The organism is Bradyrhizobium viridifuturi (assembly GCF_001238275.1).
Classification (GTDB): domain Bacteria; phylum Pseudomonadota; class Alphaproteobacteria; order Rhizobiales; family Xanthobacteraceae; genus Bradyrhizobium; species Bradyrhizobium viridifuturi.
The window spans coordinates 122,565-135,292 of sequence record NZ_LGTB01000024.1 but is presented as its reverse complement, the minus strand read 5'-3'; the positions used below and the strand labels follow the sequence as shown (position 1 = coordinate 135,292).

Below are 12,728 nucleotides of genomic sequence, written 5' to 3'. Positions count from 1 at the left end.
ATTCTCGACCTTGGTGTAGGGCTTGATCCAGTCGATCCGCTTGCCGTGCTCGGCCCAGAAGCCGTTCGGGTCCTTGACCGAGTGCGCGTACATCTCGCGATATTTGGCGTCGTTGACATAAGCGCGCTTGGCCCAGTCGGCCGACACGTCATATGTCGTTTCCAGTACAACGGGCTCTGCGTAGTTCTTTTTCATAAGACAGCCTCCCTGAGGGCGACCCAATACCTCATGCGCTCGGCGCCAGTTTGATCCCCGTCAAAAAGCAGCTGCGGGACAGCTCCTCGTTGCACTGCTACCGACGCCAACCATTCCGCATTTTTGACCTGCATCAAGACCTTCCCGGTCCCGTCGTACATACGTAGTTCCGCTTCAATAGCGCCTTGTCGTGAGCGAGATCGCTTCACGATCACATGTGCCCGACTTTCACCATGCAGGAATATCAGTCCGCTACGCGCGGATTCGACATTCTTCTACAACGCTGAGGGACCGTGAAGTGAGCAGCTACAAAACGATAGAGCAAGACCCAAACTATCAGGAACTGGTTCGCCGACGTTCTTCGCTTGGATGGACGTTGTCTCTGATCATGTTGATCATATACTTCGGCTTCATCCTCCTCGTCGCGTACGCGCCAAAATTCCTCGGCACCCCAATCGGCGCCGGCGTGACGACCATCGGCATCCCGATCGGCCTCCTGGTTATCCTTTCGGCCTTTCTCCTGACCGGCATTTACGTCAACCAGGCCAACTCCAAATATGACTCACTGATCCGCCAGATCGTCGGGGCGCGCCGCTCATGAAGAAGCTCACTCACCTGTTCGTCGCTCTATCGGTCTGCTTTCCTTCGCTCGCGCTGGCGGCCGGGACCATCGATGGCGGCACCAAGCAAGCCGTCAATTGGGCTGCCATCGGCATGTTCATCGGCTTCGTCTCCTTGACGCTTGCGATCACCTACTGGGCGTCAAAACGGACGGTGTCGGCTGCCGACTTCTACTCTGCCGGCGGCGGCATCTCGGCTGGACAGAATGGTCTCGCGATTGCCGGTGACTATATGTCCGCGGCTTCGTTCCTCGGCATTTCGGGCCTTGTCTACACGTCAGGGTACGACGGCCTGATCTACTCCGTGGGTTGGCTGGTTGGCTGGCCCGTGGTCACGTTCCTGATCGCCGAACAATTGCGCAACCTTGGCAAGTTCACATTTGCTGACGTCGCCTCGTTTCGACTCGGACAGACGCGAATCCGGATCCTTGCTGCATGCGGCTCGCTGGTCACCGTCGCCTTCTACCTGATCGCGCAGATGGTCGCGCCGGCAAGTTGATCCAGCTGCTTTTCGGACTGGACTACTGGATCGCCGTCATCCTGGTCGGCGGCCTCATGATGATCTACGTGACCTTTGGCGGCATGAAAGCCACGACCTGGGTGCAGATCACCAAGGCGATACTGCTCTTGTTCGGCGCGACGTTCATGGCCGGCGCCGTACTCTACAGGTTCGGATTCAGCCCGGAAGCGCTGTTTGCCAAGGCAACCGTGGTGCATCCGAAGAAGGTCGCCATCATGGAGCCGGGAAGCCTGATTTCGAATCCATTGTCGGCGATCTCGCTTGGCATCGCCTCATGTTCGGAACCGCCGGTCTTCCGCATATTCTGATGCGTTTCTTCACTGTGAAAGATGCTCAAGCCGCGCGAAAATCGGTGTTCTATGCGACTGGCTTCATCGGCTATTTCTACATTCTGACTTTCATTATCGGCTTCGGCGCCATTACGCTGGTCTCGACCGATCTAACATTCCTCGATGCGGGTATTCTTGAGAAGACCAAGAGCGGCATTGCCGCCATCAAGGGTGGATCGAATATGGCCGCCATCCACCTTGCCGATGCCGTTGGCGGCAACATGTTCCTCGGGTTCATTTCTGCAGTCGCATTCGCGACCATTCTCGCGGTGGTCTCGGGGTTGGCTCTCGCCGGCGCATCCTCCATCAGTCATGACATCTACGCGATGGTGATCAAGGGAGGCCACGCCAATGAGCAAGACGAGGTTCGCGTCTCAAAGATCGCGACGCTGTTCCTGGGCGTGCTGGCGATCATTCTTGGCATAATCTTCGAGAACCAGAACGTCGCCTTCATGGTCGGCTTGGCCTTCGCCATCGCGGCGTCCTGCAATTTCCCGGTCCTGGTGATGTCGATCTTCTGGAAGGATCTCACGACCAGAGGCGCATTGGTCGGCGGTTTCCTCGGCCTGACGAGCGCGGTCGTCGGCGTGCTGTTGTCGCCCGCAGTCTGGGAGGCGACATTCGGATTCGCCAAGGGATCGGCGCCGATCAAGTTGGACAATCCAGCCTTGTTCTCGATGTCCATTGCGTTTGTCACGATCTGGCTGGTCTCGATCCTGGACCGCAGCATGCGAGCCGGCGCGGACCGCAGGGGCTTTGACGCGCAGTTTGTACGGAGCCAGACCGGCATTGGTGCAGCCGACGCCACCACGCACTGAGATACGGACCGGCGAGTTGATGCATCGCGCAAGCGCAAAGGCACCATGGTGAATGCCCAAGGCTTTCGATGCTGCAAATCCACCGTTCGATCGTCTGACGCTGCACGAAGTGGAAACACTTCGTGCGGCGTTGGACATCATATACTTTAGCCCTGACGAACTGATTATCGGGCAGAATACTCCGGCTGAATCCCTCTTCGTCGTCATCAAGGGCACAATTGAAGTGCGAGACGGCGGAGATCTGCTGGCCCTGCTCGGCCCCAAGGATAGTTTTGACAGCCGAGCACTCGTTCATGGAAGGAGCGGTCACGCGTTCGTCAGTCGCGACGAAACTCTGTGCTATGCCGTTCCAAAAGCCACTATCCTTGACCTGATTCAGAGCAACCCGCGATTTGCTTCATTCTTCTACCGCGACATCTCGCTGAAACTCGACAACTTCGTCAAAGACCAGGAGGAGCAGCGCTACGGATCAACGATGCGGGCGCGCATCTCCGAGCTGTTCATGCGCCCTGCCACCTTTATCGATGCGGAGGATACCATCGAGACCGCGGGCCATGTGATGCATGACGCCGACAGCAATGCATTGCTCGTTCGTGATGGGGAACGCACAGGCATCGTCACCGGCATGAACCTATCGAAAGCCGTGGTTCTCCGTCGCCAGTCGATTCGAGCCCCCGTGCGTGACCTCGCGCATTTTGATCTGGTCACACTGAAGTCTGACGACCTCGTATCCACCGCACTCGTCTTGATGACCAAACTGAACAAGCGGCGCATTGCGATTCGCGAGGGTGACCGCTTCATTGGAATCCTGGAAGATATCGACGTACTCGGATTCCTTGCCGGCAGCGCGCAGCTTCTGGCTGGACGCATCGAGCGCGCCGCGTCTCGCGACGATCTACTGGTCGCGGCGCGCGAAACCGCGGCCCAGGTACGTACCCTGCGTCGTCAAGGCGTCGCTGTCGAATTGATCGGCGAAATCATATCCGACCTGAATCAACGGCTGTTTTCCAAGCTATTCGAGATGCTCGCCCCGGCAGAGTTTCGCAGCAGCGGCTGCCTCATCGTTATGGGCAGCGAAGGACGCGGCGAGCAAACAATACGCACAGACCAGGACAATGGCATCATCCTGCGCAATTCCGTCGATCAAGCGCAATTGAATACGTTCCGATCCCAGTTCTCCGGTGCGTTGGCCGAATTTGGCTTCCCACCGTGCCCCGGACAGGTCATGGTGAGTAACCCCACCTGGTCGAAGCCGCTCTCGGAGTATCTGGCGGACTTTCGCAGCTGGCTCGCGCTACCCGACGCGACATCTCATTTGAACCTTGCGATCTTTTATGATGCGCGATGCGTCGCGGGCGATCCTGCGCTGCTGGCGGAAGCCAAGACAAGTCTGATTGAGCTGGTACGCGGCGAGCAGGCATTCCTCGCGCACTTCGCCCGCGCGATCGACCTGTTCGCCACACCGATAGGCCTGTTCAAGAACTTGATCACGTCCGAGGCCAATGGCGACGCGCTTGATCTCAAGAAGGGCGGCATTTTCCCGGTCGTCCACGGCGTTCGCAGTCTCGCCCTCGAGCACGGCTTGATGGAAACCGCCACTGACAGGCGCATCGCGCGGCTGCGCGATATGGGCGTCTTGCGCGACGACTTCGCTCGCGAGCTCACCCAGGCCTTTCGATTCATGCTGATGCTGAGGCTCGATGGGCAGCTGGCGGCATCGGCCGGCGCCTCCGGCACGCTGGTGCGGCCATCATCGTTGTCGAGCATGGAGCGTGACCTCCTGCGCGATGCGTTCCATATCGTTAAAGAGTTTCGCGACCAAATTAGCCGTCATTTTAACCTTGGTATGTTTTGACGTGATCCCTCGCGCGATCAAACGTCTGTTTCACCAGGCTTCGATAGGTGACCAGTCCTATCGGTTCATGTTCGAGCGTGACACCACGGATGAGGTCGTCGCGATCGATTGCGAAACGACCGGCTTGAGCATTCGTTCGGCCGAGATCGTAAGCGTCGCTGCAATCAAGATCAGGGGCAACACGATCCTGACCAGTGAGCGCTTCGAGGAGGTCGTGCAGCCCGATGCAGGCATGCAGGCCGATGCAATCCGGGTACATCGCCTCCGCCTGGCCGACGTTGCAATGGGACATCCAATCCGGAAGTTGCTGCCGCGCTTCCTGCACTTTGTCGGTGGCCGCCCCCTCGTCGGTTACTACCTGGACTTCGACATTGCGATGCTGAACAAGTATATCCTACCCTTTCTTGGCATCGAACTGCCGAATCCCCGCATTGAGGTCTCCGAGCTTTACTACGAACGGAAGTACGGCGACGCGCCGCAGAACACTTCCATCGATCTCGCGTTTGCTTCAATCCTCAAGGACCTCGACATCCCGCAGCTTGACCAGCACGACGCCTTCAATGACGCTCTGATGACGGCCATGATGTATGTCGCACTACGTGACAAGAAGAGGAGAGGAAGTAGAATTCCCCGCTTGCGCACCCACACCGTATTCGATCCAACCGGCGGTTAGGTCGACGGTCGGGTCACGGCGGGCCGGAGGAGCCGGATTCGGCTGTCGGAACCACGCAAGTAAGACTCGCCTGCGGCGGCAACGATTCAGCATCGTCGGGAGGGAGCTGGCACTGCTTGCCTGGCAATTGAGATAGCGCAAAGCCGGAGCGCCGAAACCGGGATAGCCAACCCAGATGCGGAGGGATGGTGAATGCGACCGGACTTAGCAATTGCCTACGGACAGGATCGGCTGCCCCGCTATACGAGCTATCCGACCGCGCCGCACTTCGGCTCCGCGATCGGTGTTGCAGATTATCGGAGATGGCTCAGATCCATTCCCACGCGGCTCCCCGCCTCGATCTACCTGCACGTACCATTCTGCCGATCCATGTGCTGGTACTGCGGCTGCCACACCTCGGTGACAAGGCGAGATGATCCAATCGCTCTTTATGCTTCCGGCTTGCGCACCGAGGCACACCTGGTCGCCGAAGCCGTCGGCCAGCGCCTTCCGGTCTCGCACATCCACTTCGGCGGCGGCACGCCGACGATCATGGCGCCGGAAACCTTCGCCGATCTCGTCGGCGCGTTGCGCTACTCCTACTTCGTGCTGCCTGATGCCGAGATTGCGGTCGAGATCGATCCGCGCACCCTCACAGAGCCGATGGCCGAGGCGCTCGGCTTCAGCGGCGTCAACCGCACAAGCCTCGGCGTGCAGAGCTTCGATCCCGATGTCCAACGCGCCATCAACCGCATGCAAAGCTTCGAGCAGACCGCAACATGTGTCGAACGGTTACGGCGGGCCGGCATCGACAAGCTCAACTTCGATCTCCTCTATGGGCTGCCGCTCCAGACCGTGGATTCGTGCCTGGATACGGTCGCCAGATGCATCAAACTCCGTCCCGACCGCTTCTCGGTGTTCGGCTACGCGCACATCCCGTCGTTCAAGAAGCATCAGCGCGCGATCGATGAAAGCACGCTGCCTGGCAGCGCCGACCGCCATCTGCAGTCAGCAGCGATTGCGGATGCCCTCGTCAGCGCCGGCTATGTGCGGATCGGTCTCGATCACTTCGCTCTTCCAGATGACAGTCTTGCCGTGGCAAAGCGGGACGGCCGGCTGCGCCGCAACTTCCAGGGTTACACGGACGATTGCGCCGAAACGCTGATCGGCCTCGGCGCCAGCGCCATCGGCCGCACGCCACATGGCTTCGTGCAGAACGTCGTTGCGACGCGCGATTATCTGGCTCGCGTCGCCGAAGATCGGCTCGCCACCGTCAAGGGCTACGCGTTCACGGAGGACGATCGCTTCAGAGCCGACATCATCGAGCGCATCATGTGCAATATGGCCGTCGACCTGTCGGAAATCGCTCGATCGCACGGCCGCGATCCGCAGAGCGCAATCGTCGATCGAAAGCGGCTCGAGAGCTTGATCGCGGACGGCGCGATCACCATGGACGACGACCGGATATTCGTGAGCGGCGGCGCGGAATTCCTGGTCCGCAGCGTTGCGTCCGCGTTCGACGCTCATCTGGGACGGGCTGTGGCCACGCACAGCCGGGCTGTCTGACAGCATCCAGAAAACCAGCACATTTCCACGAAGTTGCGCTGGCTCAAATCGCAAGAGCGCCCGACATGCTCGAATGCTCTTGTTAGGACGAGCGACCCATCTTCCCCAGGGGTTATCTCGATACTCGATGCCCGGCCGCTTCGGCCGGGCTTCTTTTTTGGATTACTGCGCCAGCGACGTGGTTTTGACATAGCCGGGGTCCACTTTCGCGTGACGCCGCCCGATGGCCCGGATTGGTACGCATCTTTGCGCTGGCTCAAGCCATCCCGGTCATATTGGCTCCTTAAGATGGAACGGATGGACGGCGTTCGAGGTCATCCCTGAACTCCTCGGGAGAGCGACATGCAATTGACGACGGCTCCAAACGAACAAGCACGTACGGATGATCTTGAGTTGCTCGACCGCTACTGGCGGGCCGCCAACTACCTTTCCGTCGGCCAGATCTACCTGCTTGCCAACCCCCTGCTGAGGGAACCGCTGAAACCCGAGCACATCAAGCCGCGTCTCCTTGGACATTGGGGCACGACGCCGGGGCTCAACTTCATCTATGCTCATCTCAATCGCGTGATCCGCGGCTCCGATCTCAACGTCATCTACGTCTGCGGGCCCGGCCATGGCGGCCCCGGCATGGTCGCCAACACCTATCTCGAAGGCACCTACACGGAAATCTATCCGGAGGTGACGCGCGACACGGATGGCCTGCGAAAGCTGTTCCGTCAGTTTTCCTTCCCCGGCGGCATCCCCAGCCACGCCGCGCCGGAAACGCCCGGATCAATCCATGAGGGTGGCGAGCTCGGCTATGCACTGGTCCATGCTTTTGGTGCGGCACTCGACAACCCTGACCTGATCGTCGCCTGCGTGGTCGGCGACGGCGAGGCCGAGACCGGCCCGCTCGCTGCGTCCTGGCATTCCAACAAGTTCCTCAATCCGGTAAATGACGGCGCGGTGCTGCCGATCCTCCACCTCAACGGCTACAAGATTGCCAATCCGACAATATTGGGCCGGATGACCGACGAGGAAGTCCGCAGCCTGTTCGCCGGTTATGGCTACGCGCCGTTGTTTGTCGAAGGCGAGGACCCGCATGCGATGCATCGGCTGATGGCCGACACGCTCGACAGCGCGCTCGCGAGCATCCGTGCGATCCAGCAACCAGCACGCCAAACAGCTTCGGGCTTGCAGCGCCCGAAATGGCCGATGATCGTGCTGCGAAGCCCGAAGGGCTGGACCGGACCGAAGGAAGTCGACGGATTGAAGGTGGAGGGATTCTGGCGCGCGCACCAGGTGCCGATCGCCGACCCGCGAGGCATTCCTGAGCATCTGAAATTGCTCGAACACTGGATGCGGAGCTACGAGCCGGACCAATTGTTCGACGCCGACGGACGGCTTGTACCGCAGCTGCAACAACTCGCGCCGCTGGGCGACCGCCGGATGGGTGCCAATCCACATGCCAATGGCGGACTGCTCAAGCGCGAGCTCAAACTGCCGGATTTCCGCACCCATGCCGTCGACGTTCCGCGTCCCGGCGGGGTCGTCGCCGAAGCGACCCGCGAGCTCGGCAAGCTCCTGCGCGAAGTGGTCACGCTCAATGCGGGCGCACGCAATTTTCGCATCATGGGTCCCGATGAAACCGCCTCCAACCGGCTCGATGCGGTCTTCGAGGTCACCGACCGGGTCTGGATGGAAGGGATCGAGCCTTACGACGTTCACCTCGCGCATGACGGGCGTGTGATGGAAGTATTGAGCGAACATCTCTGCCAAGGCTGGCTTGAGGGCTATCTGCTCACCGGGCGTCACGGCTTCTTCTCCTGCTACGAGGCCTTCATCCACATCGTGGATTCGATGTTCAACCAGCACGCCAAATGGCTGAAAGTGTCACGCGCGCTGCCATGGCGGCGTCCGATCGCCTCGCTCAACTACCTCCTCACCTCGCATGTCTGGCGGCAGGATCACAACGGTTTCAGCCACCAGGATCCGGGCTTCGTCGATCTCGTCACCAACAAGAAGGCCGACATCGTGCGTGTCTATTTCCCGCCCGACGCAAATACCCTGCTCTGGGTCGCCGATCACTGCCTGCGCACCTATGACCGCATCAATGTCATTGTCGCCGGCAAGCAGCCGTCGCCGCAATGGCTTCCGATGCGCGAAGCGATCACCCATTGCGAGGCCGGCATCGGCATCTGGAAATGGGCCGGCACCGAGGCGCCGAATCGCGAGCCCGACGTGGTGATGGCCTGCGCCGGCGACGTTCCCACACTGGAAACGCTCGCCGCTGTCGATCTCATGCGCAAGGCGCTGCCTGATCTCAGGATCCGCGTGGTCAATGTCGTCGACCTGATGACGCTGCAACCGCAGGAGCAGCATCCTCACGGCCTGTCCGATCGCGACTTCGACGGCCTGTTCACGCGGGACAAGCCGGTGATCTTCGCCTATCACGGCTACCCCTATCTGATCCATCGCCTGACCTACAACCGCGCCAACCATGCCGGCATGCATGTGCGCGGCTTCGCCGAGGAAGGCACCACCACGACGCCGTTCGACATGGTGGTCTTGAACCAGCTCGATCGTTTCCATCTCGCGATCGAAGCGATCGAGCGGGTGCCGGGCCTCGACATTGCTGCCGCCCACGTGAAACAACAATTCCGCGACAAGCTCATCGAGCACACGCGCTATGTGCGCGAACATGGCGAGGACATGCCGGAGATCCGCGACTGGGTTTGGCCGGGCCGCGCAGACGGCGAAGCGTCGCAGTAAGCGCGAGGAAGGCCGCCGATGTCGGACAATGTCCTGGTTCTCAACGCCGGTTCATCCAGCATCAAGTTCGGCCTGTTCGACATCGGAGCGGCCGACCCGGAGCTGAGGTGCAAGGGCTTGCTCGACGAGCAGGAGAAGGCGCCGCGCATCGTGGTGACCGACCCATCGGGCAAGCAGTTGTTCGAGAAACGCCGCTCCGGCGACGAAATGACCGATCACGGCCTGCTCGCCGATATCTTCAGCTGGCTCGATGATTATCGCGGAACCGAACAACTCGTCGCCGCGGGCCATCGTATCGTGCATGGCGGGCGCGAGTTTTCCGGTCCCGTCGTGCTTGACGAACGAACCATCACGGCGCTCGACGTGCTGACGCCGCTGGCGCCGCTGCATCAGCCACGCTGTCTCGCCCCGGTCCGGGCAGTGCAATCCTTGCGGCCCGGACTAACGCAGATCGCCTGCTTTGACACCGCCTTTCATCATGCTTGGTGCCGCCTGCCAGCCGCTTCGCCGTTCCTCGGAACCTCGAAGAGCGCGGTATCCGCCGCTACGGATTCCACGGACTTTCCTTCGAATATGTCGCAGACGCCTCGCAACGCTCGCGCCGACGCAGACACGTACGGTGGTCGCGCATCTCGGCAACGGCGCCAGCCTCTGCGCCCTGCACCATGGCAGGAGCGTCGACACCACGATGGGTCTAACCCCACTCGACGGCCTTGTAATGGGGACGCGCTGCGGAACCATCGATCCTGGGATTCTGCTCTACCTGATGCAGGAAGAGAAGATGTCGGTCGATGCGGTGCAGCACCTGCTGTACGAAGGCTCGGGCCTGCTCGGTGTCTCAGGGGTGTCGGCCGACATGCGCACCCTGCTGACAAGCCGCGAGCCTGCCGCGCGCGAAGCCATCGAGCTTTTCACCTTCCGTGTTGCCGCCGAAGCCGCCGTAATGGCAAACACGATGGCCGGCCTCGACGGCTTGACATTCACCGGCGGCATCGGCGAACACGCGGCCGAGATCAGGCAGCAAATCTGCGACCGCCTTGCCTGGCTCGGTGTCCGGCTCGATCCGGCGGCAAATGCGAAGGGAGCGGTGCGCATCACGGCTCCAGGCAGCCGGGTGGACGTGTTGGTCGTTCCGACCAACGAGGAGGCGAGCATTGCGCGGCACTGCCGCCGATTGCTTGTTGCTGGCCTCTAACCTCTCACCCGGCTTCCCCGCGGCGCCGCCACGAGCCGCCGGCTTCCACTCGCTCAGGCTCCGGATTCCTGCATGATGCGGTCGATCTCGGCGAGGAGCTGGCGAAGCTCATCGACTGAGAAGGTTTCTAGGATGTCCGCGATCTGCTCCCGCAATTTGATTTGCTCGTTTACTTGCCTGAAACTGTCCCGGTCATTCTGTGCCATTGCTCCCCTCGGCGTAATCGGGCCGGGAGCGTCCCGGCTGTCGGCCGCCGGCATGTCATCATGATGCAGCGGCGCCAGCGCCGACGTAGCGCAGCTGAATGCGTTTATCACTTAAGGGAAAGTACTTAGTTCCCGCGTCCAATGCGACGTACCCTGGCACTCATGCCGCCGACGATGTCCACGTGACGAGCTTGCGCGCCAATGCACCGAAAGCATTATCGAAGGCGGTCGCGGCACTCTCGGGCGAGAGAGCCGCGAGGGGGGCGCTTTCCTCGAACAATTGTGCCGCCTTGATCTGCCCGTCGGGGCCCACGATTTTCGCCGACAGCGCCATAACCGCCTTCGGCTGCGGCCCGAGCGCGATCTCGAAGCGCCGCAGGTCGATCAGCAGGCGCGGGACGCCTTCAACAGAGCTGTCGGCGCGCAACGGCGCGTGAGAAATGTCATAATTTTCAAAGCTCTGCTGGAGGCGCGCCTGCAGCAGCACCGGCAAGCTGTCGCTCCATTGTGCGTCCGCGAAGCCGGCGACGTCCTCGTCGGGCGTAAACAGGAAGCGCTGCGTTTGCAGGCGCGCGATCGCGGTCGGCTCCGCCATCGCCATGGGGGAAGGCAACGATCCGCCGTGCTGCGGACCGAATTCCGCAACGGCGTGAAGATCGTAGACAACCTTGCGGGGCGCGACGGCTCCGCTCGTCATGCGCTCCAGCCCCGCCACGATGCCGTCGAGCTTCGGGGTGTTGCGTGCCAGGCCTTCGGCGAAAGTGCCGAGGTTCTCAATAGTGCTGTGCAGCGGCGCGGAATTCTCCGACAGCACGGCATCGACCCGGCGTAGCGCATCGCGCGCCGCCTGCGTCATGCTCCGCCCGGCGCCCTTTTCGGCCACCAGCGGTGCGCGCGCCGGCGGTGCCGCGGGATCGTCACCTCCCTCGAGCGCGATCACCGGAACGCCGGTCAGGCCTTGAAAATCAACACCGACGCGCGTGTCGCTATGCACCGGCGTGCGCTCGGCGACGGCGATCGTGGCGTGAACCTCGCGAGGGCGTTCCGGCACCAGTTCGAGCGCAGTCACCTCGCCAACACGGATGCCGTTGAAGAGCACGCCTGCACCCACGAGAAGCCCGGGCACGGGATCCGTGAAGACGAGGTGGTAGCTCTCCCGCTTGCCGATACCTCCGACGTTGTTCAGCCAGTAGACGAAGCCAAACACGGCGACGATCGCCGACAATACGAATGCACCGACGACAATATAGGGCGCGCGAATTTCCATATCTATCTCTCTTGCCTAGGTGCCAAAGCCAAGCGTCTGGGCCCGGGCACCGTGAAAGTAAGCCTTGACCCAGGGATGGTCGGATTCGAGCACTGATGACAGCGGCCCGACCGTTACGATCCGCCCGTCGGCGAGTGCGGCGACCCGATCGCAAATAGCCTGCAAACTGTTGAGGTCGTGCGTGACCATGAATACGGTGAAGCGCAGCGTACGGTGCAATGTTCGAATCAGGGCGTCGAACTCGCCCGCCGCGATTGGATCGAGGCCCGAAGTCGGCTCGTCCAGGAACAGCAGGGCAGGATCCAACGCGAGCGCCCGGGCGAGCGCGACCCGCTTGGTCATTCCGCCGGAAAGTTCGGAAGGAAACTTGTCGCCATCCGCTCGGGAGAGGCCCACCATCTCCAGCTTCGCATCTGCGATCTCATCGAGCAGCCGTGGCGAAAGGTGCGCATTCTCACGCAGAGGAAACTGAACATTCTGTCGCGCCGTCAAGGCGGAGAAGAGCGCCCCTTGCTGGAACAGGATTCCCCAGCTGCGCTCGCCCTTCCTGACATTTGCGAAGTCGATCTGTCCGCCGCGCCTCGGCAGCAGCCCGACCAGGGTTCGCATCAGCACGGATTTGCCGCCGCCCGACGCACCGACGAGGCCGAGGATCTCCCCTTCCCTCACGTCGAGATTGAGATGGTTGAGGATCGTCTTGTTGCCGAAGCCAACCACCAGATTGCGGATATGAATCGCGGTCGAGCCGGTCATG

General features: G+C 61.2%; 9 protein-coding genes and 2 pseudogenes. 7 read left to right on the top strand and 4 right to left on the bottom strand.

All coding sequences use genetic code 11. The features are described 5' to 3' along the window. On the bottom strand, window positions 1-195 hold a 195-nt coding region (locus ALC15_RS22335), incomplete at its 3' end, for an acetyl-coenzyme A synthetase N-terminal domain-containing protein (protein ID WP_157860931.1). Window positions 196-493: 298 nt separating this feature from the next. Between ALC15_RS22335 and ALC15_RS22330 the strand changes: the two genes are divergently transcribed. The 7 genes and pseudogenes from ALC15_RS22330 (at window position 494) to ALC15_RS22300 (ending at window position 10,501) form a co-directional block, all read left to right on the top strand. Then, window positions 494-796 carry a DUF485 domain-containing protein gene (locus ALC15_RS22330; RefSeq protein ID WP_050629112.1) on the top strand — a complete coding sequence of 101 codons (303 nt, stop codon included), beginning with the start codon at window positions 494-496 and terminating at the stop codon, window positions 794-796. After that, window positions 793-2,482: pseudogene (locus tag ALC15_RS22325) on the top strand (cation acetate symporter). The gene ALC15_RS22330 and the pseudogene ALC15_RS22325 overlap by 4 nt, the downstream one beginning before the upstream one ends. Window positions 2,483-2,534: 52 nt before the next feature. Then, entirely contained in the window at window positions 2,535-4,337 is a 1,803-nt protein-coding gene (locus tag ALC15_RS22320) for a putative nucleotidyltransferase substrate binding domain-containing protein (RefSeq protein WP_063781860.1), read from the top strand. Between the two features lies 1 nt (window position 4,338). Further along, complete coding sequence (locus ALC15_RS22315; protein WP_050629111.1) at window positions 4,339-5,010, top strand: 3'-5' exonuclease; 672 nt, start codon at window positions 4,339-4,341, stop codon at window positions 5,008-5,010. Between the two features lie 192 nt (window positions 5,011-5,202). Then, window positions 5,203-6,555 (top strand): oxygen-independent coproporphyrinogen III oxidase, encoded by a 1,353-nt coding sequence (gene hemN / locus ALC15_RS22310; RefSeq protein ID WP_050629110.1) that lies wholly within the window; start codon window positions 5,203-5,205, stop codon window positions 6,553-6,555. 342 nt (window positions 6,556-6,897) lie between these two features. Next, the gene (locus tag ALC15_RS22305) at window positions 6,898-9,306 is read left to right on the top strand and encodes a phosphoketolase family protein (RefSeq protein WP_050629109.1); all 2,409 of its coding nucleotides are present in this window, start codon (window positions 6,898-6,900) and stop codon (window positions 9,304-9,306) included. 18 nt (window positions 9,307-9,324) lie between these two features. After that, a pseudogene (locus ALC15_RS22300) lies at window positions 9,325-10,501 on the top strand (acetate/propionate family kinase). Window positions 10,502-10,554: 53 nt separating this feature from the next. Here ALC15_RS22300 and ALC15_RS44220 read toward each other — a convergent pair. The 3 genes from ALC15_RS44220 to ALC15_RS22285 form a co-directional block, all read right to left on the bottom strand. Then, window positions 10,555-10,707 carry a hypothetical protein gene (locus ALC15_RS44220; RefSeq protein ID WP_157860930.1) on the bottom strand — a complete coding sequence of 51 codons (153 nt, stop codon included), beginning with the start codon at window positions 10,705-10,707 and terminating at the stop codon, window positions 10,555-10,557. A gap of 160 nt (window positions 10,708-10,867) precedes the next feature. Further along, complete coding sequence (locus tag ALC15_RS22290; RefSeq protein WP_050629107.1) at window positions 10,868-11,974, bottom strand: ABC-type transport auxiliary lipoprotein family protein; 1,107 nt, start codon at window positions 11,972-11,974, stop codon at window positions 10,868-10,870. A 15-nt stretch (window positions 11,975-11,989) separates the two neighbouring features. Continuing rightward, window positions 11,990-12,727, bottom strand: a complete 738-nt coding sequence (locus ALC15_RS22285) for an ABC transporter ATP-binding protein (protein ID WP_050629106.1) — start codon at window positions 12,725-12,727, stop codon at window positions 11,990-11,992. Window position 12,728 lies beyond the last annotated feature (1 nt).